Annotated in this window: 23 protein-coding genes and 1 pseudogene; 12 read left to right on the top strand and 12 right to left on the bottom strand. The window is 69.9% G+C overall.

Features of this window, described 5'->3' with window-relative positions; all coding sequences use genetic code 11:
- Window positions 1–21: 21 nt before the first annotated feature.
- From OHA77_RS17915 to OHA77_RS17870, 10 genes are all read right to left on the bottom strand, one after another.
- Window positions 22–1,200: a glycosyltransferase family 4 protein gene (locus tag OHA77_RS17915; protein ID WP_326819532.1), complete on the bottom strand. Its 1,179-nt coding sequence runs from the start codon at window positions 1,198–1,200 to the stop codon at window positions 22–24.
- A complete protein-coding gene (locus OHA77_RS17910; protein WP_406319167.1) occupies window positions 1,190–2,506 on the bottom strand; it encodes a nucleotide sugar dehydrogenase in 1,317 nt (438 codons plus the stop codon). Before OHA77_RS17910 ends, OHA77_RS17915 begins: the two co-directional genes overlap by 11 nt.
- A 143-nt stretch (window positions 2,507–2,649) precedes the next feature.
- Window positions 2,650–3,810 carry a GNAT family N-acetyltransferase gene (locus OHA77_RS17905; RefSeq protein WP_406319166.1) on the bottom strand — a complete coding sequence of 387 codons (1,161 nt, stop codon included), beginning with the start codon at window positions 3,808–3,810 and terminating at the stop codon, window positions 2,650–2,652.
- Window positions 3,811–3,836: 26 nt separating this feature from the next.
- A complete protein-coding gene (locus OHA77_RS17900; RefSeq protein ID WP_406319165.1) occupies window positions 3,837–4,760 on the bottom strand; it encodes a glycosyltransferase family 2 protein in 924 nt (307 codons plus the stop codon).
- A 54-nt stretch (window positions 4,761–4,814) separates the two neighbouring features.
- Window positions 4,815–5,480: a polysaccharide deacetylase family protein gene (locus OHA77_RS17895; RefSeq protein ID WP_326819536.1), complete on the bottom strand. Its 666-nt coding sequence runs from the start codon at window positions 5,478–5,480 to the stop codon at window positions 4,815–4,817.
- A gap of 91 nt (window positions 5,481–5,571) precedes the next feature.
- Entirely contained in the window at window positions 5,572–6,546 is a 975-nt protein-coding gene (locus OHA77_RS17890; protein WP_406319164.1) for an NAD-dependent epimerase/dehydratase family protein, read from the bottom strand.
- A gap of 179 nt (window positions 6,547–6,725) precedes the next feature.
- On the bottom strand, window positions 6,726–7,772 hold the full coding sequence (locus OHA77_RS17885) for a 2-oxoacid:ferredoxin oxidoreductase subunit beta (RefSeq protein ID WP_406319163.1): 1,047 nt from the start codon (window positions 7,770–7,772) through the stop codon (window positions 6,726–6,728).
- Window positions 7,765–9,618 carry a 2-oxoacid:acceptor oxidoreductase subunit alpha gene (locus OHA77_RS17880; protein ID WP_326819538.1) on the bottom strand — a complete coding sequence of 618 codons (1,854 nt, stop codon included), beginning with the start codon at window positions 9,616–9,618 and terminating at the stop codon, window positions 7,765–7,767. The genes OHA77_RS17885 and OHA77_RS17880 overlap by 8 nt, the downstream gene beginning before the upstream one ends.
- A 249-nt stretch (window positions 9,619–9,867) precedes the next feature.
- Window positions 9,868–9,954, bottom strand: a complete 87-nt coding sequence (locus OHA77_RS17875; RefSeq protein ID WP_406319840.1) for a putative leader peptide — start codon at window positions 9,952–9,954, stop codon at window positions 9,868–9,870.
- A 72-nt stretch (window positions 9,955–10,026) separates the two neighbouring features.
- Window positions 10,027–11,547 carry a polysaccharide deacetylase family protein gene (locus tag OHA77_RS17870; protein ID WP_406319162.1) on the bottom strand — a complete coding sequence of 507 codons (1,521 nt, stop codon included), beginning with the start codon at window positions 11,545–11,547 and terminating at the stop codon, window positions 10,027–10,029.
- Window positions 11,548–11,714: 167 nt separating this feature from the next.
- Here OHA77_RS17870 and OHA77_RS17865 point away from each other — a divergent pair, with 167 nt between their 5' ends.
- The 5 genes from OHA77_RS17865 (at window position 11,715) to OHA77_RS17845 (ending at window position 15,283) form a co-directional block, all read left to right on the top strand.
- Window positions 11,715–12,086, top strand: coding sequence for an NADH-quinone oxidoreductase subunit A (locus OHA77_RS17865; RefSeq protein ID WP_406319161.1), 372 nt, complete (start codon window positions 11,715–11,717; stop codon window positions 12,084–12,086).
- 51 nt (window positions 12,087–12,137) lie between these two features.
- The gene (locus OHA77_RS17860) at window positions 12,138–12,620 is read left to right on the top strand and encodes an NADH-quinone oxidoreductase subunit B (protein ID WP_221465986.1); all 483 of its coding nucleotides are present in this window, start codon (window positions 12,138–12,140) and stop codon (window positions 12,618–12,620) included.
- 20 nt (window positions 12,621–12,640) lie between these two features.
- Window positions 12,641–13,222 carry an NADH-quinone oxidoreductase subunit C gene (locus tag OHA77_RS17855; protein ID WP_406319160.1) on the top strand — a complete coding sequence of 194 codons (582 nt, stop codon included), beginning with the start codon at window positions 12,641–12,643 and terminating at the stop codon, window positions 13,220–13,222.
- Between the two features lie 24 nt (window positions 13,223–13,246).
- Complete coding sequence (gene nuoH / locus OHA77_RS17850) at window positions 13,247–14,200, top strand: NADH-quinone oxidoreductase subunit NuoH (RefSeq protein ID WP_406319159.1); 954 nt, start codon at window positions 13,247–13,249, stop codon at window positions 14,198–14,200.
- Window positions 14,201–14,344: 144 nt separating this feature from the next.
- Window positions 14,345–15,283 carry a hypothetical protein gene (locus OHA77_RS17845; protein WP_326819543.1) on the top strand — a complete coding sequence of 313 codons (939 nt, stop codon included), beginning with the start codon at window positions 14,345–14,347 and terminating at the stop codon, window positions 15,281–15,283.
- On the opposite strand, the gene OHA77_RS17840 is transcribed toward OHA77_RS17845, so the two are convergent.
- A complete protein-coding gene (locus tag OHA77_RS17840; protein ID WP_406319157.1) occupies window positions 15,280–16,710 on the bottom strand; it encodes a protein kinase domain-containing protein in 1,431 nt (476 codons plus the stop codon). The two genes, OHA77_RS17845 and OHA77_RS17840, sit on opposite strands and share 4 nt — an antisense overlap.
- A gap of 241 nt (window positions 16,711–16,951) precedes the next feature.
- Between OHA77_RS17840 and OHA77_RS17835 the strand changes: the two genes are divergently transcribed.
- The 7 genes and pseudogenes from OHA77_RS17835 (at window position 16,952) to htpX (ending at window position 25,044) form a co-directional block, all read left to right on the top strand.
- Window positions 16,952–17,689 carry a NuoI/complex I 23 kDa subunit family protein gene (locus OHA77_RS17835; protein WP_406319156.1) on the top strand — a complete coding sequence of 246 codons (738 nt, stop codon included), beginning with the start codon at window positions 16,952–16,954 and terminating at the stop codon, window positions 17,687–17,689.
- The gene (locus OHA77_RS17830) at window positions 17,686–18,222 is read left to right on the top strand and encodes an NADH-quinone oxidoreductase subunit J (protein ID WP_406319155.1); all 537 of its coding nucleotides are present in this window, start codon (window positions 17,686–17,688) and stop codon (window positions 18,220–18,222) included. Before OHA77_RS17835 ends, OHA77_RS17830 begins: the two co-directional genes overlap by 4 nt.
- A 2-nt stretch (window positions 18,223–18,224) precedes the next feature.
- Window positions 18,225–18,521 (top strand): annotated as a pseudogene (gene nuoK, locus OHA77_RS17825) (NADH-quinone oxidoreductase subunit NuoK); the annotation flags it as partial.
- Between the two features lie 128 nt (window positions 18,522–18,649).
- A complete protein-coding gene (locus tag OHA77_RS17820; protein ID WP_406319154.1) occupies window positions 18,650–20,644 on the top strand; it encodes an NADH-quinone oxidoreductase subunit L in 1,995 nt (664 codons plus the stop codon).
- 197 nt (window positions 20,645–20,841) lie between these two features.
- Window positions 20,842–22,455 carry a NuoM family protein gene (locus OHA77_RS17815; RefSeq protein WP_406319153.1) on the top strand — a complete coding sequence of 538 codons (1,614 nt, stop codon included), beginning with the start codon at window positions 20,842–20,844 and terminating at the stop codon, window positions 22,453–22,455.
- Entirely contained in the window at window positions 22,452–24,119 is a 1,668-nt protein-coding gene (locus tag OHA77_RS17810) for an NADH-quinone oxidoreductase subunit N (protein WP_406319152.1), read from the top strand. The genes OHA77_RS17815 and OHA77_RS17810 overlap by 4 nt, the downstream gene beginning before the upstream one ends.
- Window positions 24,120–24,192: 73 nt before the next feature.
- Window positions 24,193–25,044, top strand: coding sequence for a zinc metalloprotease HtpX (htpX, locus tag OHA77_RS17805; protein ID WP_326819551.1), 852 nt, complete (start codon window positions 24,193–24,195; stop codon window positions 25,042–25,044).
- Window positions 25,045–25,093: 49 nt separating this feature from the next.
- Here htpX and OHA77_RS17800 read toward each other — a convergent pair whose 3' ends face one another.
- On the bottom strand, window positions 25,094–26,008 hold the full coding sequence (locus OHA77_RS17800) for a WD40 repeat domain-containing protein (RefSeq protein ID WP_406319151.1): 915 nt from the start codon (window positions 26,006–26,008) through the stop codon (window positions 25,094–25,096).
- Window positions 26,009–26,256 lie beyond the last annotated feature (248 nt).

Here is a 26,256-nt window from a genome sequence, read left to right as displayed (position 1 = left end):
TTCGTTCCTTTCGCTCGGTTGTCAGGAACAGGCGGCCTCGTAGGCGGCCAGCAGCGCGGCCCTGGAGCGTTCCCAGGACAGCGGGCCGGTGACGCGGGCCTTGCCGGCCTCGCCCATCCTGCGGCGCTCCTGTGGATCGTCGAGCAGCCGGGCGATCAGCTTGGCGAACTCCGGCTCGTCGTTGGCCGGTGCGTACACCGCGGCGTCTCCGGCCGACACCCGCGCCTCCCGGAGGTCGAAGGAGACGATCGGGCGGGCCATCGCCATGTACTCCATGATCTTGTTCATGGTGGACACGTCGTTGAGCGGGTTGAGCGGGTCCGGTGCCAGGCAGACGTCCGCCGCGGACAGGTAGCGCAGCAGATCCTCGTCCGGGATCCGGCCGGTGAACTCGACCGAGTCCGACAGGCCGAGCTCGCGGGAGAAGGCGACCATGTCCTCGAAGGTGTCGCCGCCGCCGACGAACACCGCGTGCCAGTCCGTGCGGCCCAGGTCGTCGCGGAGGCTGGCCAGCGACCGTAGCGCGTAGTCCACGCCGTCCTGCGGACCCATCACCCCGAGGTAGCAGAGCAGATGCGGCTTCCCCCGTTTGATCGACTCCTCGACGGGGACCCGGTGGAACCGTTCGACCGCCGGTGCGCTGCGCACCACGAACACCTCTCCGGGCTGCTTGCCGCCCCTGGTGATCGCGACCTCGCGGTAGCTCTCATTGGTCGCGATGACCACGTCGGCCGCCCGGTAGGTGAGCCGTTCCAACCGGCACACGGCGCGGTAGAGGAAGTCCTCGCCACGGTCGAACCGGGACAGGTAGAGCTCGGGCACCAGGTCGTGCTGGTCGAACACGAACCGCGCCCCCCGCCGCTTGAGCATCCTCGCCACCAGGAACAGGAGGTCCGGCGGATTGCACGCGTGCACGACGTCCACCGGCCCGATCCGCCGGGCGAGCCGGAAGGTGTGCCAGAGCGCGGAGCCGTACTCCTGCAGATAGCCGAGCGGGCCGCCGGTCGCCGCCCGCAGCGGGTAGCGGTGGATCTTCACCCCGTCCGTCTCGACGTACGGCTCGGTGTCCCGCTTGGTGCCCCGGGGGCAGATGACGTGCACGTCCCAGCCGGCGTCACGCAGCGTGGTGCTCTCCTGCCACACCCGTCGGTCGAACGGTACGGAGAGGTTCTCGACGAGAATGAGTGCTTTACCAGCCAAGGCCCACGTATCCAGGATGTGCCCGGCGCGTGTCGGCGTCGGGAAGGCGGACGAGATCGATGATCGTACGGTCGCCCGCGCCGTCGAGCGCGCTCAGCACGGCCGGGTCCTTGCAACCGACGACGCACACGTCGGCGTGCGAGAGCACGTCGTCGGCGGAGTTGCTCAGCAGGTCGCCCAGGTGCGGCAGCCTGCTCTCGATGTAGTCGCGGTTCGCCCCCATCAGCCGGGACAGGGAGACGTTGGCGTCGTAGATGCGCAGGTCGTACCCCTTGCCGAGGAGCCGTTCCGCCAGCTCCACCAGCGGGCTCTCCCGCAGGTCGTCGGTACCCGGCTTGAACGACAGCCCGAACAGCCCGATCCGGCGGCTGCCGGCCGCCGCCACCAGTTCGAAGGCGCGCCGCAGGTGGTCCTCGTTGGACGGCAGGACGTGGGAGAGCAGCGGCACCGAGACATCGGCCCGCCGGGCCGCGTAGACCAGCCCCCGGAGGTCCTTGGGCAGGCACGAGCCGCCGAAGGCGAAGCCCGGCCGCAGGTAGGCCGGGCTGATGTTGAGCTTGCGGTCGGCGAGGAAGACGTCCATGACCCGGTGCGAGTCCAGCCCGATCGCCTGGCAGATCGCCCCGATCTCGTTGGCGAAGCTGATCTTCAGGCCGTGGAAGGCGTTGTCGGCGTACTTGGTCATCTCGGCGACCGCCATGGGGACCCGGAAGACCTCGCCCGGAATGCCGGAGTACAGTGCGGCGACCGCGTCGCCGCTCGCGGTGTCGAACTCGCCGATGACGGTCTTGGGCGGCTCGAAGAAGTCGCGCACACTCGTGCCCTCGCGCAGGAACTCCGGGTTGACCGCCACGCCGAAGTCCGTCCCGGCCCGCAGCCCCGATGCCCGTTCGAGGATCGGGATGAGCAGGTCGGCGCAGGTGCCGGGGAGCATGGTGCTGCGGAAGACGATCGTGTGCCGGTCACTCTTGCCGACCAGCACGTGGCCGATCTGCTCGGCCACCCGCTCCAGGTAGGTGGTGGAGAGGCTGCCGTTCGGCGCGGACGGCGTGCCCACACAGATCAGCGAGATCTCGGTCGCGTCGACCGCCTCGGCGACGTCGGTGGTGGCCCGCAGGGCTCCGCTCCGCACGACCTCGGCGGTCAGCTCGCCGATCCGCTCCTCGACGACCGGAGCCTGGCCCCGCGAGATGAGATCGATCTTCGTGGGGTTGACGTCGACCCCGATCACCTCGTGGCCGCTGGCCGCGAGACAGGCCGCGGAGACGCAGCCGACATAGCCGAGCCCGAACACGCTGATTCTCATCGACTGCCTCCATCGCATCACTTTCCGGCTGATTACGGAGCAGGAGGCGTTTTGCTAAGCCTCGCCTGGCTCACCCGTTAGTCGGGTGATTTCTTGCGATCGTTACGATTTCGAGAAGTGCTCACCCGATGGGCCGAGCGTGATTATTGATTGAAGGTGCGGATTTTTCGCGCTATATGTCGCAAACTAGGGCCGAGTACGGAGGATTTCGCCGTGGTGACCACGGAGTCCCGTGCCCGCCGCAGCGCCTGCCGCGCCGAACTCCGGGTCACGATCCCCTGGCACACCTGGGTCTCACCGGTCTTGGCGCGCCGTTTGTACTCGTCGTCGCCCCGCCCGAGGTCGATACGGGTGATGCCCAGGGCCGGAGCCGCCGCGGCGAGCTCGCGCAGCAACATCCATCCGGGGGCGAGTCCCGCGAAAGCCGGATCGTAGACCGGAAACCACCAGTGCAGGACATTCTCCGACCGAATCCCGAAATGCGCCGCGACCAGGTGGGGACCGGCATGCAGTGTGGACAGAATTCCTCCGAACGAGGAATCACGGGTGTGCAGCAGCCGGGTCAACAGATCATGGCGGTCCGGTTCGGCGAAATAGTCTCTGGCCCCCGTGGCGGCGTACTGCGCTCGTTTGAGCTCGACCACCCGGTCCAGAATCTCCGTGTCGACCACGTCGGCGACGAACCGGACCGTGCCGTGGGTCCGCTCGGCCTTGGCGGCGCGGCGGCGGGCCTGGCCCATGTTGTCCTTACCGCTCCGCGACGCCCGGCCCAGGTATCCCGCCAAGCCTCCGGAGACGTCCAGGAACGGTGACGGGCGCCGGGACTCCACCCAGGGCCCGAAGTCCGCGCAGCTCTCCACCAGATGGTCGAACGCGAAGCCGCGCACCCCGCCGGTGAGCAGCGTCAACGGGGAGAAGGAGGAACCGGGGGCGAGCACGGGCCCCTGGAAGTCCGCGGCCGGCCAGCCCGCGGGCCTGATCAGTGAGCGCTCGCGGTGGTGGGGCAGCAGGGCGCAGACGTCACCCGCCCGGTCCCTGCCCACGGCGACCCGCACCTCGCGGCCACTGCCGTGCACGGCCGCGGCGAAGCCGGGGTGGAAGTACGGGCTGTCGAGCAGGGGGTTGGCCGCGCGGAGCCGGTGCCAGGCGTCCAGTTCCTCCGCGGTGAGCGCGCCGAACCCCACGGTCCGCACCGTCTCCACGGCCCGTACCACCGGTACCGGCTGGGCGCTCCGGGCCGGCACGGGCCGGGGATCGGTGGAGGCGTCCGGCTCCCCGGACTCCTCGCTGGCGGGCATGCTCATCGTCGTTCCCCTCGTCGGCGGCCGGGTCAGTCCGCGAGTTTCTGGAGCCGGCGCGACGGCCGCAGCAGTGCCACGACCGACGCCCTTGACGTACGGCGCCCCGCCAGCGCCCGTACTCCCTCGCCGAGGACGACCGCGAGATAGTAGACGAACGCCGCCGATGTGCTCCGGCGGCGGCGGAACAACTTCACCTTGTTGACGATGAGCAGGGCGGCGAGAGTCGGGTTGACCCCCGAGTCGCCGCCGATGTGCTCGACCACCGACGCCGGCTCGTACCAGAGCGCCCAGCCGCGGTCGGCGGCCCGGAGCGCGAACTCGGTCTCCTCGCTGTAGAGCAGGAAGGACTCGTCCCACGGGCCGATCTCCCTGATGACGTCGGTGGAGACGAGCATGGCCGCGCCGGTCGCCCAGGCCGCGGCGCCGGGCCGTTCGTACTCCCGGGGGTCGGTGACCAACTCGCCCAGAGTGCCGATCCGGCCGGCGAGGCCTCCGCCGATCACCGCCTCCACCAGTGCCCTGCGCACGGTGGGAGTCCGGCGCAGGGAAGGCTGCAGGCTGCCGTCCGGGTTGGTCAGGCGTGGTACGGCGATGCCGCGCCCCGGCTGCCGCAGGGCGTCGGCGAGCGGGGCGAGCGCGCCCGGCCGCAACCTGCAGTCGGGATTGATCACGAACACCGCGTCGAGCTCCTGGATGTCCAGTGCCTCGACTCCGGCGTTGACCGCCGCCGCGTAACCGGCGTTCCGGCCGAGCTGGACGATCCGGAGCGGCAGGCCGGTCGCCTTCCCGGCGATCCCGAGGGAGTCGTCCTTCGAGGCGTTGTCGGCCACGACGACGTCTGCCAGGCGCACGCCCCGCGAGCCGTCGAGGAGGGAACGCAGACAGCCTTCGAGTACCTCCGCGCTGTTGTACGTGACGATCACTACGGCGATCCGAGGGGTACCAGGCGTCATATATTCGACATCGTCGGGTGCCGGGGCGCCGTTACCACGTTCCAAGTCCCGCACTCAGCCGCGGGCGCGTTTGAACGCCCGCGCGGCGATCCGGCGGACGCGGAGCGGCAGCGGCGGGGTCCCGTCCATGACCTGGGAAGCCCAGGTGGCGTCGATGTCATGGCGCAGGCTGTTGCGCGGCTGCAGCCAGGAGCCCGGCCGAGCCCGGCCGCCGTCGCTGGTGTACGCGCGCGTCACCTCCGCCCGCCGCAGCCTGCCGAGCACGTGCCGGTCATAGGAGCCGAAGGGGATGGCCACCCTCGACACCCGCCGGCCGGTCAGGTCACTGAGGAGCCGGTGGGCGTCGGAGATCTCCTCGTCCGCCTGCTCTCCGTCCAGCCGCCGCCAGTCGCGGTGCGCCCAGCCGTGCGAACCGACCAGCATGCCCGCCGCGACCAGTTCCCGTACGCCGTCCGCGTCCAGCCTGCCCGGCTCGCCGAGAAGTCCGGCCAGCACGAAGAACTCCGCGGTGAGGCCGCGTTCGAGCAGCCGGGGGAGGGCGATCTCCACATCCGAGGCGTTGCCGTCGTCGAAGGTGATGCGGACGTCCTGGCGGCCCACCGCCGCGTCGAGGACCTGCTCGAACTGCTCGACGCCGACCCAGGTCGCGTCTTCACCCGGGTCGAGCTCACGTTCGGTCGGACCGATCCCGTGCACCGTGAGGTTGACGACCGAATCCACCAGCGTCCTCGTTTCCGGCCCGGCGCCCGGTTACCCGAGGGCGCCGCGCGATGTCCGGCTCTCGGTGGTTATCGGTTCCCGCCGCGTCCCGTTACAGCAACGCGTCGCGCCGCAGGCGGTCGGCGTACCAGGCCGCGGTCAGCTTGAGGCCCTCCTCCAGCCCGGTGGCGGGACGCCAGCCGAGCACCTCGGCGGCGGGAGCGATGTCGGCGATCCGGGCGCTGTCCAGCGGGCGGTCGTCGAGCGCGCCGTACCGGGGGCGCAAGGAGCTGCCGATGACCTGGCCCAGCAGTTCCACGGTGTCCCGGATGGACGTCCGGGTGCCCGTGCCGATGTCGAGACTCAGACCGGCCGCCCCGGCGGACCCGCCGGCGGCGAGGAAGGCCTCGACCACGTCGTCGACGTACACCCAGTCGAGTTGCCGCGTTCCACTGCTGAGACCGGGCGCCTCGCCCCGGAGCAGCGAGAGCGTCACGTAGGGCACCAGCTTCCTGGTGTCGCGCTGGCCCGGCCCGTAGACCATGCCGATGCGCAGGGTCGTCACGGGGACGTCCCAGAGGTGATGGAACATCCGGGCGTAACCGTTGGCGGCCCACTTGGCGACCGCGTAGGGCGAGGAAGGCGCCGCCTCGCCCTCACCCGGACGGGGTTCCTCAAGTGATCCGGCGAGCACCACCCGGGTGCCCGGGGTGTCGGCGACCGCGGTGAGCAGGTTGACCACGCTCGCGAGGTTGCTCTGCAGCATCGGCCGGACGAGCCGCGGGTCCCTGGCACCGGCGACCTCGCTGGCGAGATGGAACACGACGGCGGGACGGGTGGAACGGACGAGGTCCTCGATCACGTCCGCGTCGCCGACGTCGGCGACGTGCCAGTTCTCGCCCTGACCGGCCCGCGCCCGGGGGTTCCTGCTGACGGCGTGCACCTCGGCGCCGAGCGAGCCCAGGCGGCGCACCAGATGGGCTCCGATGAACCCGGTGGCGCCCGTCACCAGCACGCGGGAGCCGTACCAACCGGGATCTTCCCGTCGCGGGGCAGGCGGGTCCTGGGGCGCAGGGACGGTGAGCATGGGCGTTCTCCTCGTGTGTCTACGAGTTGTTTCGGACGCTCTCGCTGGCATACCTGGCAGATAGGCCCATGCATTTCATACCTTGTCACGCGCTGCGCGGCAGCCGATATCCGGCTCCTCACCGGAAAAAGCGATGGGACCGCTCGGTTGAGCGGTCCCATCGTCGTCGTCTCGGCCGGTCAGCCGATGCGCCAGGTGTCCCCGGCGAGCAGCAGGTCGTCCAGGTCGCCCCGGCCCCGCTCGCCGGCGGCCTCCTCCAGCTGCGCGGCCATCAGCTCGTCGTAGGACGGGCGCTGCACGCTCCGGAAGACGCCGATCGGGACGTGCTCGAAGGCGGGCTCGTCGAGCCGGGACAGCGCGAACGCCAGGGACGGGTCGGCGCGGTGGGCGTCGTGGACGAGGATCTCGTCCTCGCGCACCGCTGATCTCGCGACGACCTCGATGCCGCCGTCGGCCGCGCGCCGTACCGCCTTGGAGGCCGAGACGATCGGCTGGCCGTGCTCCAGGCGCAGCGTGATGTCGTCACGCTGCTCGGGGTCCTTCAGCTGCTCGAAGGCGTTGTCGTTGAAGATGTTGCAGTTCTGGTAGATCTCGACCAGCGAGGTGCCCCGGTGCTCGGCGGCCTCGCGCAGCACCGACTGCAGGTGCTTGCGGTCGGAGTCGATGGTCCGGGCCACGAAGGAGGCCTCGGCGCCGATCGCCAGCGAGACCGGGTTGAACGGCTTGTCCAGTGAGCCCATCGGGGTGGACTTGGTGATCTTGCCGACCTCGGAGGTGGGGGAGTACTGGCCCTTGGTCAGACCGTAGATCCTGTTGTTGAAGAGCAGGATGTTCAGGTTGACGTTGCGGCGCAGCGCGTGGATCAGGTGGTTGCCGCCGATGGACAGCGCGTCGCCGTCACCGGTGATCACCCAGACCGACAGGTCGGGACGCGAGGCGGCCAGGCCCGTCGCGATCGCCGGCGCGCGGCCGTGGATCGAGTGGAACCCGTAGGTGTCCATGTAGTACGGGAACCGGGAGGAGCAGCCGATGCCCGAGACGAACACCATGTTCTCGCGCTTGAGGCCGAGTTCGGGAACGAAGGACTGGACCGCGGCCAGGATCGCGTAGTCGCCGCAGCCCGGGCACCAGCGGACCTCCTGGTCGGACTTGAAGTCCTTCATGCCCAGCTTGACGTCGGACTTGGGGACCAGGGACAGGCCCCTGCCGTTCTGGATCTCACTCACTGTCGATCACGTCCTGGATCACGCCGGCCAGCTCCTCGGCCTTGAACGGAAGTCCGCGCACGCGGTTGTAGCTGATGATGTCGACCAGGAAACGGGCGCGGAGCAGAAGCGCGAGCTGGCCGAGGTTGATCTCGGGGAGCAACACCTTGTCGTAGGCCCGCAGCACCTCGCCGGTGTTGGCCGGGAGCGGGTTGAGGTGTCGCAGGTGGGCCTGGGCGACCTTGCCGCCGGACTTCCTGATCCGCCGTACGGCCGCCGCGATCGGGCCGTAGGTCGAGCCCCAGCCGAGGACCAGCACCCGGGCGTCGCCGTCGGGGTCGTCGACCTCCAGCGGCGGGATGTCCTGGGCGATCCCGTCGATCTTCGCCTGGCGGAGCCGGACCATCCGGTCGTGGTTGTTGGGGTCGTAGGAGATGTTGCCGGTGTTTTCGGCCTTCTCGATGCCGCCGATCCGGTGCTCCAGCCCTGCGGTGCCCGGAATCGCCCAGGGGCGGGCCAGGGTCTCGGCATCGCGCTTGAAAGGCAGGAAGGTCACCCCGTCCTCGTCGTTGGGGCTGGTGGCGAACGCGACGGAGATGTCCGGCAGCTCGGCCGCGCTGGGCACCTTCCACGGCTCGGAGCCGTTGGCGAGGTAGCCGTCGGACAGCAGCATGACCGGGGTGCGGTACTTCACCGCGAGGCGGGCCGCCTCGATGGCCGCGTCGAAGCAGTCGGACGGGGTGGAGGGCGCCACGATCGGCAGCGGCGACTCGCCGTTGCGGCCGAACATGGCCATCAGGAGGTCGGTCTGCTCGGTCTTGGTGGGCATGCCGGTGCTCGGCCCCGCGCGCTGCACGTCGACTATGAGCAGCGGAAGCTCGGTGGTCACCGCCAGGCCGACGGTCTCGGCCTTCAGCGCCACTCCGGGCCCGGAGGTCGTGGTGACGCCGAGCGCCCCGCCGAAGGCGGCACCGAGCGCCGCGCCGACGCCGGCGATCTCGTCCTCGGCCTGGAAGGTGCGGATGCCGAACCGCTTGTGCTTGGACAGCTCGTGCAGGATGTCGCTGGCCGGGGTGATCGGGTAGGAGCCGAGGAACAGCGGCAGCCTCGACTGCACGGAGGCGGCGATCAGGCCGTAGGCGAGCGCCTGGTTACCGGAGATGTTGCGGTAGACGCCCGGGGGCAGCTTGGCCGGCTTGACCTCATAGGAGACCGAGAAGGACTCGGTGGTCTCCCCGTAGTTCCAGCCTGCCTGGAAGGCCGCGATGTTCGCCTTGGCGATGTCGGGCTTCTTGGCGAACTTGTTCTCCAGGAACTGGATCGTCGCCTCGGTCGGCCGGTGGTAGAGCCAGCTCAGCAGCCCGAGGGCGAACATGTTCTTGGACCGCTCGGCGTCCTTCTTCGACAGCGCGAAGCCTTCGAGCGCCTTGACCGTCAGCGAGGTCAGCGGCACCGGGTGGAGGCGCCACTCGGCGAGAGAGTCGTCCTCCAGGGGGTTGCCGTCGTAGCCCACCTTCTGCAGGTTCCGCTTGGTGAACTCGTCGGTGTTGGCGATGATGTCGGCCCCGCGCGGCAGGTCGCCGAGGTTGGCCTTCAGCGCGGCCGGGTTCATCGCGACCAGCACGTTCGGGGCGTCGCCCGGCGTGAGGATGTCGTGGTCGGCGAAGTGGAGCTGGAAGCTCGACACACCCGGCAGGGTCCCTGCGGGGGCCCGGATCTCGGCGGGGAAGTTGGGCAGGGTCGACAGGTCGTTGCCGAACTCGGCGGTGCCGGCGGTGAAGCGGTCGCCGGTGAGCTGCATGCCGTCGCCGGAGTCTCCGGCGAACCGGATGATCACGCGATCGAGTTGCTGAACCTGCTTGGTCACAGCTCGGTCCTCCTCGACGCGATAGGGCGCCGTTGCTGGTTGCGCGTTGTTGGTTCCATGCTAGATCCCTTGGAGTGACGCGTAATCTCTCGCGTGGCCGAATCCTCCGGGGTGACGTAGGACTTCCGCGTTTCACGTGGCGTCTTGCGCGTTGCGCCCCATGGAGGAATGTGACGTATGTCGCACATTGTCGCTCGGTAGCCGCAGAACCGGGGTACGGGCACGGGTGTCGCGGGTGCTACACAGGGGTCACGGTTGTGAACGGCCGATCCGACACAGCCCGGCAGCGAGCCGGCACAGGTCAACGTGCAGGCGGCCGAAGAGGACAGTTGGCATCACGATGCTCCACTATATGTCTCACCTGGGCTCCGGGCTCATCGCCTGCGGCTATGGGCTCATAGCCGCAGGTTATGACATCGCCTGCTTCTCCAGTGCGCGCTGGATGCTGCCGGTCGCGCCGGGGCTGTCAGCGGATGCGGCGGAATCATAGGTCTTGCCGGGATCCATGCCGCGCGAGCCGTACAGTTCGGGGACGGTGACGAGGGTGTATCCCTTCGCCTGCAGGCGCCGCAGGATCTCGGGAGTCGCGTCGACGGTCGAGCCGTGGACGTCGTGCATGAGGATGATCGCCCCCGGTCTGGCCCCGGAGACGGCCCGATCGGCGATCACCTTGGGGTCGGTGGGGCGTAGATCGTCGGCGTCCACGTTCCAGCGGACCACCGACAGGCCCAGCCCGCGCGCCACCGAGGCGACCTGGGGGTCGCTCGCGCCGTACGGCGGGCGCACCAGCGTCGGCACCTGCCAGATCGCCTGGGTGATGGCGTACTGCCCGCGGTTGAGCTGGTCGGCGATCTTGCTGATGGGCATGGCGGTCAGGTCGCGATGGGACCAGGTGTGGTTGGCGACCAGATGGCCTTCCTGACGCATCCGCCGGAGCAGCTCGGGATGGGCCGTGGCGTTGGAGCCGACCACGAAGAAGGTCGCCCTGGCGCCCTTGTGGGCGAGGATGTCCAGCAGCCGTCCGGTCTCCGGTCCGGGTCCGTCGTCGTAGGTCAGCGCGACGCACTTCGCCTTCGCACAGTCCACGCTGCCGGCCTTGGAGCTCTGCGCCGGGAGCTTGGTCGTGTCCGCCGCCTTGATGGCCTCCGTGGACCCCATCGCCGGCGGTGTCTCCGGCGTCTCCGTGGCCGCCTGCTGCGCCCGCAGCCCCGTCGCCGACAGCAGCGGCCTCGCCTCGGAGGCGGGTACGGCGACCGCCACCCGGCCGAGGGGGGCCGCTGTCAGCTGTGCGTCGTCGAACTCCACGACGAGCTCGCCGTGGGGGTTGAAGCTGAGCGAGTCGAACGTCTTCGGATCCGTGCCGACCGCATGCGGGTTCACCCGCGACCCCTGGTCGCTCAACCCCGCCCTGACGAGCCGGGACAGCTCGGCGAGCGCGGAGCCGTCCTTGAGGAGGGCTCCGGAGTCCAGGGCACGTCTGTTCACCCGGTCGTACCAGACGGTGGTGCGCTCCTCGGACCAGCCGGTCGCGAGGGACTCGCCGATGCGGAGCCGGACGCCGATCACCTGGTTGGACGCGGCGGCGAGCTGCCAGTCCACGTTGAACTCGGGATGGGAGCGGGTGGGGTCGGCGGTGGCGTGCTTGTCGAACCGGCCGAGGTGTTCGGCGACCGTCCGGCGGAGCTTCTCCGTGAGACGGGGGGCGTCGTCGATCGAGGGGTAGGTGATGTGTACACGGCGGGCATCATGCTCGTTCTTGCCCAGTTCCTGGATGTTCAGCCCGTGAACCCGAGACGGGTCCACATAGTTGATCATCGTGGGATCGGAGGGCAGGGGGTGCTCCGCCAAGGGGGAAGGGGCGGTCATGCCGCAGCCTGTTGCGATGGCGGCAATCAGCGCGATTCCTCCGGTGAATCGCAATTTAGGCATAAATGACACATTAAACGTTGATTGTCAGTATTTGCCCAGCTTTGGGGGTAATCGGGCAGAGGTTTTGGCTGCGACGGTGCAACCGCTTCACCCGGCGCTGCGAATGCCGGATACTGCTGGAGACGGGGAGAGGTGCGTCCGACGGGGCTCTCAGGGAGGATCCATCCATGGGCGGATATTTCGGCTCCTACGGCCTGGTTCTCGCCCTGCTCGCGATCGGGGTCCTGATCGTCGCGGGGGCGCTGTCGGTCAGCCGGCTGCTCCGCCCCCATCGCCCGACCCCCGAGAAGCTGATGACCTACGAGTGCGGTGTCGACCCGGTCGGCGGCGACTGGGCCCAGTCCCAGATCCGCTACTACGTCTTCACCTATCTCTACGTGGTGTTCGCGGTGGACGCGGTCTTCCTCTTCCCGTGGGCGACGATCTTCGCCGCCCCGGGCTTCGGGATGACCACCCTGGTGGAGATGCTCGTCTTCCTGGGCTTCATCGCGCTCGGGATCCTCTACGCCTGGCGCAAACGCGTGCTGGCCTGGACCTGAGAACCGGGATCGCTGACCCAGGAGGAGAATGGAGCCATGGCGGACCTTCCGATGCCCACGGTGGGGCCGGTCTCCCGGCTGGCTCCCAAACCCATGCGCTTCATCCTCAACTGGGGGCGCCGCTACTCGTTGTGGGCGTTCAACTTCGGCCTGGCCTGCTGCGCCATCGAGTTCATCGCGACCTCGATGAGCCGGCACGACTTCATCAGGTTCGGGGTCATCCCGTTCGCCAACGGCCCCCGGCAGGCCGATCTGATGATCGTCTCGGGCACGGTGACCGACAAGATGGCCCCCGCCGTCAAGCGGCTGTACGAGCAGATGCCCGATCCCAAATATGTGATCTCCTTCGGTGCCTGCTCCAACTCCGGAGGCCCGTACTGGGACTCCTACTGCGTCACCAAGGGCGTCGACCAGATCATCCCGGTGGACGTCTACGTCCCGGGCTGCCCGCCCCGGCCGGAGGCGCTGCTCCACGGCATCATGATGCTCCAGGAGAAGATCGCCGCCGAGAACCTGAGCGACCGATATGTCTGATCCCGTGAGGAGCCGAGCACATGGACGGCGGTGAGGGGCGCGTGGACGGCGGTGAGGGGCGCGGCCATGCCGCCGCCATCCGGCAGCGGTACGGCTCGCGCGCCCAGGTGTCGGAGTCGTTCGGCGAGGTCACGGTCGACGTCCAGCCCGCCGACTGGATCGACCTGCTGGAGTTCGCCCGCTCCGGGGGATACGCGTTCTTCGACTGGCTGACCGCGGTGGACGACCCGCCCGACGGGTTCTCGGTGGTCGCCCACGTGTTCGACCCCGGCGCGCACAGGCACCTGCTGCTGCGCACCCGCGTCCCGCGCGCCGACCCCCGACTGCCCAGCGCGGTCGGCGTCTTCCGGGGCGCCGACTGGCACGAGCGCGAGACCTTCGAGATGTTCGGGGTGGTCTTCGAGGGCCACCCCAACCTGGTCCCGCTGCTGCTGCCCGACGGTTTCGAGGGCTTCCCGCTCCGCAAGGACTTCGTGCTGGCCGCCCGGGTCGCGAAGGCCTGGCCGGGGGCCAAGGAGCCCGGTGAGTCCGACCACGGCTCGCCGAGCCGCCGCAAAACCCTCCCGCCCGGCGTGCCCGCCGACTGGGGGCGTGATGGCTGAGCCGCTCGACGGTTGGAGGGCGTGATGGCCGGAGTGCTCGACGTCGTGGTCCGCCTCGTCGCGATCGTCGTGGTCTTCCTCGTGCTGCCGCTGGTGGCAGGGCAGGCCGAGCACAAGATCATGGCGCACATGCAGGCGCGACTGGGCCCGATGTACGCCGGAGGCTTCCACGGCTGGGCCCAGCTGATCGCGGACGGGGTCAAGTTCGTCCAGAAGGAGGACGTGATCCCGGCCGCCGCCGACCGCCGGGTCTTCGCCCTGGCACCCGGGGTGGCACTGATCCCCTATCTCGTGGTGATGGCCGTCATCCCGGTCGGCCCCGGCCTCGTCGGGGCCGACCTGGACGCCGGGCTGTTCTTCGTCCTGGCCGTGCTGGGGGTCGGCGTGCTCGGCTCGATCATGGCCGGATGGTCCTCGGGGAACAAATACTCCGTCCTGGGCGGGATACGCTCGGCGGCCCAGCTCATGTCCTATGAGCTGCCGCTGGTGCTGGCGGCCTCCAGCGTCGCGATGGCCGCGGGCACCCTCTCCCTGCCGGGTATCGTGGCGGCCTGGCAGTGGTGGTGGCTGCCCTGGCAGGCGATCGGCGGCGTGATCTTCTTCGTGGCCGGGCTCGCCGAGCTGCGCCGCCCGCCGTTCGACATGCCGATCGCGGAATCCGAGATCATCATGGGCCCGCTGACCGAATACACCGGGATCAGGTTCGCCCTGTTCATGCTGGCCGAGTACGCCGGGATCATCGTGATATCCGCGCTCACCAGCGTGCTGTTCCTGGGCGGATGGCACGGCCCCTTCCTGCCGGGGCCCCTGTGGATGCTTGTCAAGGTGGCCGCCCTGGTGTTCGTGGTGATCTGGGTCCGGGTGAGCTTCCCCCGGCTCCGCGAGGACCAGCTCCAGCGGCTCGCCTGGGTGGGCCTGGTGCCGCTGGCCCTGGCCCAGCTCGCGCTGACGGGGGTCGTCAGGGTCCTCGCGGGCTGACTCCGGTGCCCCTCCGGACGGGTGCGGGCGCCGCACCGCCGTACGGGACAGGGCCGAAGCATCCGCGCCGGGTACGTTCGAAGCGTGCGCGCCGGGCAAGAAGGAAGACCGGTACGTGACATCACAGGCCAAGGACGGAACCGCATGACCCTCGCGCTCGCCGTGGAGAACGACGACCTGGTCGTCGAGGTACCGGAGCACCCGCCGGTACGGCTGCCGCTCACCGGCCGGGACCGGGTGGGCACCCTGCTCGTCTTCGGCTACCCGGGCAGGAAAAGGACGAGGTACGGCCTGGCGGTGCTGGACGAGTCCGGCCTGGTGATGATGGAGGCGCCCGGTTCCCGCTCGCGCCGCGAGGTGGAGGCGTTCGCGCGGGAGCACGGCCTGGGGTTCGAGCTACGGCGGTTCGAAACGGGGGAGGAGGCCCGGATCGCACTCGCCCGCAGGTCGCCGGGGTGGCACGTGGTGACCTGGGGCCGGCCGCCCTCACCGCTGCCCCGGCTCCGCGTGCCGGGCGTGCGGAGCCTGTGGCCGCCCGTGGGCTCGCCGAAGATCTGGTGGCGCGAACAGCTGCTCTACGTGCTCATGTGGCTGGTGCTCGCCTACGGCGTCACCTTCGCGGTCCTGGTGGTCCTCACCATGACGGATCCCGGCCGTGGCGTCACCCGAGGTCTTGAGCTGCTCGGGATCGCGGCCCTGGCCCTGGCCGCGGTGACCGTCGCCGGTGCCGCCGTCGTCGTCGGGACGGACCGGCGCCGGACCCGCAGGCAGATCGCCGACACCCGCGTGCTGCGGCGGCGGGGGGCGCCGCGCTGCCGGCTGGTGGTCGTCCACGACCGGCTGCTGCTGGAGACCGAGCGCCGGACCCGCGAGATCGACGCGTCCCGGCTGACGCTCTACTCGGTCGAGTCGGGGGTGGGCGGGCTGATCGCCGGAGAGGAGCTCCTTCACCTGCCCGGGCACTGGGATCCCGAGGAGGTGGAGCGCTTCGCCGTACGGAACGGGCTGGATCTCCGGATCCGGACGCTGAGCCGCGAGGAGTACCTCGACCTGACGGAGCAGGTCCGCGACGCGGTGCCCTAGTTGACGATCCGCAACATGACGTCGGCGGCGGTGGGCCGGTTGCCGGGCTGCTTCTCCAGGCAGGCGGCCGCCAGCGGGCGCAGTGACCGGGGCAGGGCCGTCAGGTCGGGATGGTGGTTGATCACCCTGTTGAGGATGGCGGGGATGGTGTCCTCGCCGAAGGCCACCCGGCCGGAAGCGGCGAAGATCATGGTGGCCGCCCAGCTGAACACGTCGGACTCCGGACCGACGGAGCCGCCGGCCAGTTGCTCGGGAGACATGTAGGCAGGAGTGCCCATGATGGCGCTCGATGTCGCGGTGGCCTGGTCGAGGGCACGGGCGATGCCGAAATCGATCACACGCGGTCCGTCGGCGCCGATGAGCACGTTGGCCGGTTTGAAATCGCGGTGCACCACACCTGCCCGGTGGATCGCGGCCAGCGCGCCCGCGGTGGCCAGGGCCAGCCGGGTCAGCCCGTCCTCGTTGTGCGGTCCCTGGTCGCGGATCAGCTGCTCAAGGGAGGCGCCGTCCACGTACTCGCTGACGACGTAGGCCTGGTCGTCGTTGATGCTGACATCCAGCACCCGGGCGGTGGAGAACGTCGCGACCCTGCGCGTCGCCTCCACCTCCCGCAGGAACCGGTCACGGACCGTCGGATCGCCGTTGAAATGCTCGTGCAGAACCTTGATCGCGACCTTCTGCCCCTGCGGGGTGAGAGCGAGGTGGACCGTCCCCTGGCCGCCCCGGCCCAGGGTGCCGAGGAGCCGGTACGGCCCCAGCCACCCCTGGGACGTCCGTTCGGCCTGGTCGCGATGGGCCCGGGGGCGGTATGCCGAAGCGCCGGGACCGGGCGGGTACGGCGTGTGGGTGCCGGGGCCGGGCGGGTACGGCGTGTGGGAGGCAGGGGGGCCGGACGGGTGTGCTAGGTGGGTGGCGCCGAGCGGGTACGGCGTGTGGGTGGGGGCGCCGGGGCCGGGCGGGTACGGCGTGTGGGGTGTCGCGGGCGCTCGGAACGGAGCCGGAGCCGGACCCGGTGCGTGGTGTGGATACCGGCCCGGGACCGGAGTCGCGGCGGGGGTCGCGGCCGGGTACGGACCCGGCTGCGGATGCGGCCGGAACACCGTCCCCCTGATGATCAGCGCGTGGCCGAGGCCACCGAGCCAGTTGCCGAACAGCCCGATCATCATCGTGGCGTCCAGCCAGACCGGGATCAGCTCGGAGTCCCCGTAGGTCCCGGCGCCGACGACGAACACCCCGATGCCGAACCCGTAGAGCACGGTGACGAGGGCCAGCGCGGTGCTCCGCAGCCGGTACGCGGCGTGACCCATGATGAACGGCGTGCCGATACCGCAGGTGAACAGGGGCACCAGTGCCCACACCACGCTCAACCCCGTAGTGGAACGCAGGGGTGGCTGGGGGTGCCAGGCAGGGCCGTACTGGTGGGACATGTCGCGAAACAATACGTATTTATCAACCTGGGCGCAGGTCTCTTCCACATCGGTTCCACAGCCGACCCGTTAATCGAACACACAGTCTGTGGATAACTGCTGTGGATAACTTAGGGCGCCCGATTCCACCTCCGCCGGACCACCGCATTCCCGAGCGCGGTCCCATGCGTCATGATGTTGAGTTGTGGCACGGATACCAGGAGTGGGACTGGCGAGGGGACTCTCCGTCACCCTTCGCCACATGCTGAGCAGGTCGGTGACCCAGCAGTACCCCGAGGTCAGGCCGGACCTTCCGCCCCGGAGCCGGGGGGTGATCGCCCTGGTCGAGGAGAACTGCACGGTGTGCATGCTCTGCGCCCGCGAGTGTCCTGACTGGTGCATCTACATCGACTCCCACAAGGAGACCCTCCCCGCTCCCGAGGGGGGCCGTCCTCGTGCCCGCAACATGCTCGACCGCTTCGCGATCGACTTCTCCCTGTGCATGTACTGCGGGATCTGCATCGAGGTCTGCCCGTTCGACGCCCTGTTCTGGTCTCCGGAGTTCGAGTACGCCGAAGGGGACATCCGCAACCTCGTCCATGAGAAGGACAAGCTGGCCGCCTGGGCCCAGACCGTCCCCCCGCCGCCGGCTCACGAGCCCAACGCCGACCCCCCGAAGGAACTGGCCGCGGCCTCCCGGCCCCCCCGCCCCCGCCCCGGCGGTCCCGGCGGCGGTTCGGGCCCCGCCTCTGGCGCGGCCCGGGCCGCGCCCGGTGCCGGACACGCCGGCGTCCGGGCCATCCGGCCGCCGGGTGCCCTTCCCAAGAAGGGCGACGACCCGTCCACAGGTAGGCCGCCGACCGGAAAGTTGTCCACAGGGGAAAGCGACACGCCCCCGGCGGGTGGCGAACAGGAGCAGACTTCCGCCACGGATCCGAGTGGGGAGCCCGAGAAGGGGGTCTCCACGGATCCGGGCGGAGAGCCGGAGGAGGGGAAGTGACCGAGGTGCCGTCCTATCTGTCGCCGACCGGGCAGGAGATCGTCTTCCTGCTGCTGGGCGCGGTGGCCGTCGGGTCGGCGCTGCTGGTGGTGACCACCAAACAGCTCGTCCACGCAGCCTTGTGGCTGGTCGTCTGCTTCGGCGCGCTCGCCGGGGGCTACCTGGTCCTGACGGCTGAGTTCGTCGCCTGGGTCCAGGTCCTGATCTATGTCGGCGCGATCGTGGTCCTGCTCCTGTTCGGCATCATGCTCACCCGCGCCCCGATCGGCGCGACCGCCGACCTCGACAGCCGCAACCGGCCGGCCGCCACGCTTGTGGCGATCGCCACCGCCGTCGTGCTGGTCACCGTGGTCGTCGACGGCTTCCGCACGGCCTATACCCCGCTGGAGCCCGGCAGCGGCTCGGCGAAGGAGCTCGGCTCCAGCATCTTCCGCAACTGGGTGCTCCCGTTCGAGGCGCTGTCCGTCCTCCTGCTCGCCGCCCTGATCGGCGCCATCGTCCTGTCCCGCACCGACATCCGTGGGAGGGACTGACGTTGCACGTCGTCTATCCGGCCGTCGTCTCTGCGCTGCTGTTCTCCATCGGGGTGTACGGCGTGCTCGCCCGCCGGAACACGATCCTCATCCTGATGTCCGTCGAGCTCATGCTCAACGCGGTCAACCTCAACCTGGTCGCGTTCGACGTATGGCTCCGTGACCGGTTGCACAGCGGCCAGGTCCTCACCCTGTTCGTCATCGTGATCGCCGCCGCCGAGGTCGGCCTCGGCCTCGCGATCATCCTCGCGCTCTACCGCAACCGCCAGACCGTGGACCTCGACCGGCTCCGCAGCCTGGCCGAGCCCTCCGGCTCCGGCGACGGGCCGACCCCGTCCAGGGACTCCTCGCTCAGCGAGCCCTCCGGAGTCGCCACCGGTCCGGCCCGATCCGCCTCCGAGGCGGCCGTCGGGCCGGGTGACGCGCCATGATCACTCTTGCCGCGCTCGCCATCCTGCTGCCGTTCCTCGCGGCGGCCTGCGGGCTGCTGGGATCCCGGCTCCCCCGGGGACTGCGGGGCGGCGCCGCCGACGTGGCCGCGGGCCGCCGGGCCGCCTGGATCGCGGTCGTGCCCACCGCGATCTCCACAGCACTCGCGATCTGGCTCGCCTACACCGGCTGGACCGGCACGGGCGCGACGCCCGGCGGGCCGTTCACCCTCCCCGACAGCGCCGCGGGCCGGTCAGGGGGCGCCACCGTCACCGGGACACTCGACGTCATCGACACGGGCTCGGTGCCGATCTCGGTCGGCCTGCTCGTCGACGGCCTCTCCGCCTCGATCGCGGTGCTGGTCACCGTGGTCGCCCTGGCCGTGCAGATCTACTCGATCGGCTACCTGGGCGGCGACCGGCGCTATCCGTCCTACAGCGCGTTCATCAGCCTGTTCACCAGCGCCATGCTCCTGGTCGTCTACGCGGCCGACCTCCTCATGCTCTATGTCGGCTGGGAGATCATGGGGCTCTGCTCCTACCTGCTGATCGGGCACTGGTGGGAGGACCGGGCCAACTCGCGGGCGGCGGTCAAGGCGTTCCTGGTCACCCGGCTCGGCGACGTGGGGTTCCTGTTCGGCGTCTTCGTCCTCGGCACGGCGGCCGGCAGCTTCAAAATCGCCGACGTCATCGCCGCAGTGCCCCAGATGTCCTCCGGCACGGTCACCGCCGCCGGCCTGCTGCTGCTCGCCGGGGTCGCCGGAAAGAGCGCCCAGGTGCCGCTGCACGTCTGGCTCCCCGACGCGATGGCCGGCCCGACGCCGATCAGTGCCCTCATCCACGCGGCGACCATGGTCGCGGCCGGGATCTTCGTCGTCGCCCGCCTCTATCCCGTCTTCCTCGGCTCCGGTCCCACCCTGGACGTGCTCGCGGTCCTCGCCGCACTCGGCATGCTGGGCGCCGCCCTGGCCGCTCTGGCACAGGACGACCTGAAACGTGTCCTCGCCTACTCCACGATCAGCCAGCTCGCCTACATGGCCGGTGCCCTGGCCGCCGGATCCGAGAGCGCGGCGATCTTCCATCTGGTCACCCACGGCGCCTTCAAGGCCCTGCTCTTCCTCTGCGCCGGAGCGGTGATCCACGCCGTCGGCTCCAACCTGATGAGCGCGATGGGAGGGCTCCGCAAGGGGCTCCCCGTCGTATTCGTCACGATGACGATCGGGTTCGCGGCCCTGATGGGCCTGCCGCCGGCGAGTGGCTTCTTCAGCAAGGACGAGGTGCTGGTGGCCATCGAGCGGGCCCTGTCCGCCGGACCGCTCACTGACGCGGCGGCCCTGCTGCTGTACGGCTGCGCGCTGGCCACGGTAGCGGTGACCGGCGCCTACGCCACCCGCGCGTGGCTGCGGACCTTCTTCGGGGAACGTCCGGTCAGCGCTCTTCCCTCCGGGCCGGCCACCGCCCGCACGGCCACTGCTCACGTGGGCACCGTCCATGCGGCCGCCGCCCACACGGGCACCGTCCACGCGGGTGACGTTCACGCGGTGCCGGCCGTCATGCGCTGGCCGATCCTCTTGCTCGCCGTTCCCGCCCTGCTCCTGGGCTTCGTGGGCGCCGCCGACGTCCACTGGGCCACGGCCGCCCTCAGCGTCGTGGTGGCGCTGCTGGGCGCCGGCGTGGTCTACGCGATGTGGCGCAGCGATCCATCGGCTGATCCGGCCCGTGTGCTCGGCCCCCTCCGGATCCCCTGTGAGCGGGCCTTCTACGCCGACTCTCTTTACGCCGCACTGTTCGTCCGGCCCGTGCTCCTCTTCGCCCGGGCGGTCGCCCGTACCGACGACCGCGTGGTCGACGGCGCGGTGCGCGGCTCGGGGCGGGCGACCGTGGGACTGGCGGGCATGGTCCGCCTGGCACAGAACGGCAACGCCCAGCTCTACATCACCGGACTGCTCGCCGGGGTCCTCCTCCTCGCGGTCGGGGTGGTGGTCTTCGGATGATTTCCCGGTCGCCGCTCCCGGTCGTCCTCGTGGTGCCGCTGGTGATCCGCCTGGCGGTGGTGCGACGTTGACTTCCTTCCCACGGCTGAAGCCCGAGGTCTCCACGCTCAAGGAGATTCGATGAGCGCGGTCCCGACCATGCCGTCCGGGTGCGGCGGACGGCTCACGACTCTGACCCCGGGCGAGGTGGCCGGACCATGAACTGGGTGTTGATCGCACTTCTCGGGGTGCCGTTGGCAGGTGCGGCCACGCTGCTCGCACCGTTCTGGCAGGATGCCGCGTCCAGAGGACGTCGGCTCCGGGTGCACGCCCTGGCCGTGTCCGGGGTCACGTTCGCCCTGGCGGTGGTGCTGGCCGCCGGGTTCGACTACGGCGACGCTGCCCGGGTGCAGTTCTCGACCGACCTGGCCTGGGTCCCGGGGCTGGACCTCAGACTCCACCTCGGGATGGACGGGATCTCGCTGCCGCTGGTCGTGCTGACCGCGCTGCTGACCTTCCTGTGCGCGGTCTATCTCTGCTGGGGCCGCGCCGACGGTCCCGGACAGCTGCTGCGGCCCAAGCCGGGCGGCAACCGGCCCCGTGCCCTGGTGTTCACGCTGCTCGTCCTCGAAGTAGGCATGATCGGCACGTTCCTCGCGCTCGATCTGCTGCTGTTCTTCGTGTTCTTCGAGATCGTCCTCATCCCGATGTACTTCGTGATCGCCGTCTGGGGCGGGAGAGGCCGGCGGGCGGCGGCGGCCAAGTTCATCCTCTACACGCTGCTCGGCTCCGTCGTGCTCCTGCTCGGCCTCCTGCTCATCTGGGCGCAGACCGGGACCTTGGACATGACCGACCTCGCCCGTGCCCGGGGATCGGGGATGTCCCCCTCGGTGCAGATCCTCGCCTTTGTCGCGGTGGGCATCGGCCTGGCGGTCAAGACCCCCATGTGGCCGCTGCACACCTGGCTGCCCGCCGCCCACACCGAGGCGCCCACCGTCGGCTCGGTGCTCCTCGCGGGCGTTCTGCTCAAGATGGGCACCTACGGCTTCGCCCGTATCGCCATCCCGATCCTGCCCGGCGGCGCCTCGGCGGTGGCCCCGTGGCTCGGCGCCTTCGCGGTGATCGGCATCGTCTACGGCTCTCTCGCCTGCCTGGCCCAGCGCGATCTCAAACGCATGATCGCCTATTCCTCGATCGGCCACATGGGCTTCGTCCTGCTGGGCTTCGCCACGCTCACCCCGGTCGGCGTCAACGGCGCCCTCTTCGGCAACGTCGCTCACGGCCTGATCACCGCCCTGCTGTTCTTCGTCGCCGGGGCGATCAAGGATCGTTACGGCACCACCGACATGCCCTCCCTCGGTGGCGGCATGCTGTCGCGTCTGCCCCACCTCGGCTCCGTGCTCACCTTCGCCTGCGTCGCCTCCCTCGGGCTGCCCGGCCTGGCGGGGTTCTGGGGAGAGATGCTGGCCCTCCTCGGCGCTTTCGATCCTGCCGCGGGACTGTCCCGCCCGCTCTACCTGCTCTTCATGGCCGCAGGGGGTCTCGGCACCGTGCTGACCGCCGCCTACTTCCTGCTCATGCTCTCCCGCGTCACCCATGGCCGGCCCACCGACACCGTCCACGCCCCGGTGCTCGCCGCGGTGGGTGGTGGCGGCGGCCGCCGGCCGGGGATCGCGGTGAGCACCGGAACCGCGGGCATGCGGGACGCCACCCGCTACGAGCTGGCCACCTGGGCGCCGCTGATCGTGTTGATCCTGCTCTTCGGCCTCTGGCCGAAGACGCTTCTCCTCGTCACCGAGCCGGTGGTCCAGAGCCTCCTGGGGGCGCCGTGATCCAGTCGATCGACTACTACGCGGTCGCGCCGCTGCTGGTTCTCGCGCTCACCGCCGGCCTCGTGCTGCTTCTCGACGCCTTCCTGCCCCGCGCACCGTACACACGGCCGCTGCTCGGCGCGGTCACTCTGGCCGGGGTGCTGGGAGCCCTGGGCGTGGTCATCGCACAGGCCGTTCGGGGCGGCGATCCGCTGCGGACCTTCTGTGTGCCCGCCGGGCTGCCCGGCCCCGCCAGGGCCGGCATCGGCCCGCTGAACCTCGGAACCCTCGCATCAGGGCCGGGCGGGCCGGCCGGGGACTCCTCGACGCTGTGCTCGTTCGTGGTCGACGACTTCACCTTGGTCTTCGCGGGTCTCGCGCTGGCCGCCGGAGTCGTCGTGGTGCTGCTGTCGATGGCGGAGCTCTCCTTCGGAGACATCCCCGTCGGCGAGTGGTACTTCCTGCTGCTCTGCACGCTGATCGGTGCGGTCGCCCTGCCCGCCTCCCGTGATCTGATCATGCTCGTGGTCGCGCTGGAGCTGGTCTCTCTGCCGGTCTTCGCGCTCACGGCGCTGCGGCGCTACGACGGCCGGAGTTCGGAGGCGGCGGTCAAGCTCTTCCTGGTCTCCGTGGTCTCCACCGCGGTGATGCTCTTCGGGGTCTCCCTGCTGTACGGCATGACCGGGACCGTCTACCTCGACCGGCTGGCCCAGGTGCTGCGGGAGCCCATCACGGCTCTTCCCGCCGGTTCCGGTCCGGAACCGGCGGGAGCCACCGGCGCCTACGCCTCCACGCTCCAAATCGCCTACGACCTGCCGCCGGTGCTCACCGTCGCCATGGTCCTGGTGCTCGCCGGATTCGCCTTCAAGGTCGCGGCGGTCCCCTTCCACGCGTGGGCGGGCGACGTCTACCAGGGGGCTCCGGTCCCGGTCGCCGCCCTGCTCTCGGTGATCTCCAAGGCCGCCGGGTTCGCCGGACTGATCCTCATCCTGATCGCCGCCCTCGGCGGTCAGGTCGCCGTCTGGGCCCCACTGGTCGCGATCATCGCCGCGCTGACCATGACCGTCGGCAACCTGCTGGCTCTGCGCCAGCATCATGCCGTGCGCCTGCTCGCCTGGTCCTCGGTCGCCCAGTCGGGCTACATCCTGGCGCCACTCGGGGTCCGCGACGCCGAGGCGATGAGCGCCTCCATCGCCTACCTGGTGTTCTACGCGGCGATGAACCTCGGGGCGTTCGCGGTGGTCATGCTGGTGTCGCGGCGCGGTGTCCGCGGCGAGCTGGACGACTACCGGGGGCTGGCGTTCCGCAATCCGGCGGCGGGACTGGCGCTGGCCTTCTTTCTGATCTGCCTGGCAGGCCTGCCACCCGGACTGGCCGGGCTGTTCGCCAAGATCGTGGTGTTCCGTGAGATCGTCGGCGGCGGCGGCGCATGGCTGGCCGTGGTGATGGCCGTCAACACGGTCGTCGGCCTCTACTACTACCTCGCCTGGGCCGTACGGATCTTCACCCCGGTTCCGGCGGCCGAGGGCGCCGGCATCCCTCCTGCCGAGGACGGCGGCGGCCGTAGCGGATGGGTGCCGGTAGGTGTGGCGATCACGTTAGCTGCGGTCGTCGCGGTGATCTTCTCAGTCGCCCCCCAGACGGTGCTCGGCCTCCTGCCGGAAGCATTCGTCGCTTCCGGCTGACCGCCACGGGAACGTTCAGCCTGGCCGGAGACGTTGTCACTGGTGAATCGGCATCAACCGAAAGGGGGGTGCAGTGCACCACAACGGTCTGCGTACCGCGGTCCTTCTCGGCGCACTGTCCGCGGTGATCATCGCGGTAGGGGCATGGCTGGGTGGCGGGGCCGGCGTGCAGATCGCGGTTCTGATCGCGCTGGTGACCAATGGTGTCGCCTACTTCTTCTCCGACCGGATCGCGCTGTCCGCGATGCGGGCCCGGCCGGTGGGCGAGGTCGAGCAGCCCGTCCTCTACCGGATCGTGCGTGAGCTCTCCACGGAGGCACGCCAGCCCATGCCCCGGCTCTACGTCTCGCCGACCATGCAGCCCAACGCCTTCGCGACCGGCCGCAACCCCCGCAACGCCGCGGTCTGCGTGACCTACGGCATCACCCAGCTCCTCGACGAACGCGAGCTGCGCGGGGTCATCGGACACGAGCTGTCCCATGTCTACAACCGTGACATCCTGGTCTCCTCGGTGGCGGGTGCGCTTGCCACGATGATCACTTATCTCGGTTACGTCGGCTTGTTCTTCGGCGGTGGGGACGACGACGAGGGCCCCGGGTTCATCGGTGTCCTGCTCATGATGGTGCTCGGCCCGGTCGCCGCCGGGATGATCCAGATGGCCATCTCCCGGTCCCGCGAATATCAGGCGGACGAGTCCGGGGCACGGTTGACCGGTGACCCGCTGGCACTCGCCTCCGCACTGAGAAAGATCGAGATGGGCACCCGGCAGTTGCCGCTGCCGGAGAACGGCCGTATCGCCTCCGCCTCCCATCTCATGATCGCAAATCCCTTCCGCGGCGCTGGAATCGGCCGGATCTTCTCCACCCACCCGCCCACTTCTGAACGTGTCGCCCGGCTGGAGCGGATGGCCGGCTATCGCCGCTGAGCTCGGCTCTGAGGCTGGGCCCGATTCAGGCTCTGAGGCCGGGCCTGACTCAAGGGCTGAGCCCGGCGACGATCGGGTTGTGCACGGTGCCGGGCACGGTGAAGGTGTCCACCGGTTGGGCGGTGCCCGATCCCAGGTCCAGCCGGTACCAGCTGTAGACGGCGTCGGCCCCGTTGCCGGCCTTGCCGGGGAGGACCATCTGCAGGTCGAGGTGGCCGGCACCGTCCCAGCGAAGCCGGACGGGGATCTTCGCGGCGGGAAGGGGGATCGGCTGCCGACCGCCCGACCTTCCCGCCGCCACGTCCCACAGGCTGATGGCCGAGTCATCGGAGGTGAAATGGGCGACGGTCGTGCCGTCCGGGCTGAGAGCGCCCCCTATGGGGGCGCGGCCTTTCTCGGCCAGGGTGACCGTGGAGTAGATCCCCGCCCCGAACTCGCCGTCGACCGCGAGCATCAGCTTGGCGCCTGGGCTGAAGCTCCATGGTTGCAACCCTGGTGGCACCACCGTGCTCTTCCCGCTTCGCGCATCGAGAACCTGCTCATCCTGCTCGCTGCCCAGAACCAGGTAGCGCCCGGTCGGGGCGAGATCGATCCGCGTGGAGCGCAGTCGGCGCGACCACCGCACCCCGGGGACCTCACGCACCCTTCCGGTGGACATGTTCCGGATGGCGAGCGCCCCGTCCCCACGACGGAAGTAGGCGACATGCCTCCCGTCGGGAGACAGCGCGAGCGGCGCCCGCTGCTTCCCCGTCTTGTCGGTGAACACCCGGGCGTCGGTGAGCTTGATCACCTGGCCGTCCCAGGTCCAGAGCGTCCAGGGAGCACAGAAGCAGCCGTCCAGCCCCGCATAGCGGACCAGAGGCCCGGTGGTCTCCGTCGCCGTACCCGCCTCTACCGGAGCCCCCGCTCCCATGAGCACGGCGAGCACGCCGGTGAGAAGGGCAGGCCGACGTAACACCTTCACCGTGGGACCCCCTGAACTCGTCGGCAGGGGGATGATCGGCGCGTACGGGCCACTGTACGTGCCGTATAAGGCTTTCCACCGGTATGACCGTCCGTGTCACCAGGAAGTAGTCCAGGAGGTACTTCCGGGACCTTGCCTCGCGTGACACCCGTCGACGGTGTCAAGAACAGTGAGCGTGCACGGACTCACCAGAGCCGTCATGGCGCTCCGATCCGGCCTCCTCTCGCCCGTCGGTAACGTGTGGGCCC

The organism is Streptosporangium sp. NBC_01639 (genome assembly GCF_045209755.1).
Classification (GTDB): domain Bacteria; phylum Actinomycetota; class Actinomycetes; order Streptosporangiales; family Streptosporangiaceae; genus Streptosporangium.
Note: the sequence above shows the minus strand (reverse complement) of the source record. Positions and strands in the feature narration are given on the sequence as shown.

What these genes read in the sequence shown, in the direction of transcription:
- OHA77_RS17875 (WP_406319840.1), bottom strand. Translation starts at nt 9,954, where the DNA reads ATGCCAACTGTCCTCTTCGGCCGCCTGCACGTTGACCTGTGCCGGCTC.
- OHA77_RS17900 (WP_406319165.1), bottom strand. Translation starts at nt 4,760, where the DNA reads ATGACGCCTGGTACCCCTCGGATCGCCGTAGTGATCGTCACGTACAAC.
- OHA77_RS17815 (WP_406319153.1), top strand. Translation starts at nt 20,842, where the DNA reads ATGAACTGGGTGTTGATCGCACTTCTCGGGGTGCCGTTGGCAGGTGCG.
- OHA77_RS17820 (WP_406319154.1), top strand. Translation starts at nt 18,650, where the DNA reads ATGATCACTCTTGCCGCGCTCGCCATCCTGCTGCCGTTCCTCGCGGCG.
- OHA77_RS17870 (WP_406319162.1), bottom strand. Translation starts at nt 11,547, where the DNA reads ATGCCTAAATTGCGATTCACCGGAGGAATCGCGCTGATTGCCGCCATC.
- OHA77_RS17835 (WP_406319156.1), top strand. Translation starts at nt 16,952, where the DNA reads ATGCTGAGCAGGTCGGTGACCCAGCAGTACCCCGAGGTCAGGCCGGAC.
- OHA77_RS17840 (WP_406319157.1), bottom strand. Translation starts at nt 16,710, where the DNA reads ATGTCCCACCAGTACGGCCCTGCCTGGCACCCCCAGCCACCCCTGCGT.
- OHA77_RS17855 (WP_406319160.1), top strand. Translation starts at nt 12,641, where the DNA reads ATGGACGGCGGTGAGGGGCGCGTGGACGGCGGTGAGGGGCGCGGCCAT.
- OHA77_RS17905 (WP_406319166.1), bottom strand. Translation starts at nt 3,810, where the DNA reads ATGAGCATGCCCGCCAGCGAGGAGTCCGGGGAGCCGGACGCCTCCACC.
- OHA77_RS17910 (WP_406319167.1), bottom strand. Translation starts at nt 2,506, where the DNA reads ATGAGAATCAGCGTGTTCGGGCTCGGCTATGTCGGCTGCGTCTCCGCG.
- OHA77_RS17845 (WP_326819543.1), top strand. Translation starts at nt 14,345, where the DNA reads ATGACCCTCGCGCTCGCCGTGGAGAACGACGACCTGGTCGTCGAGGTA.
- OHA77_RS17860 (WP_221465986.1), top strand. Translation starts at nt 12,138, where the DNA reads ATGCCCACGGTGGGGCCGGTCTCCCGGCTGGCTCCCAAACCCATGCGC.
- nuoH (WP_406319159.1), top strand. Translation starts at nt 13,247, where the DNA reads ATGGCCGGAGTGCTCGACGTCGTGGTCCGCCTCGTCGCGATCGTCGTG.
- OHA77_RS17890 (WP_406319164.1), bottom strand. Translation starts at nt 6,546, where the DNA reads ATGCTCACCGTCCCTGCGCCCCAGGACCCGCCTGCCCCGCGACGGGAA.
- OHA77_RS17865 (WP_406319161.1), top strand. Translation starts at nt 11,715, where the DNA reads ATGGGCGGATATTTCGGCTCCTACGGCCTGGTTCTCGCCCTGCTCGCG.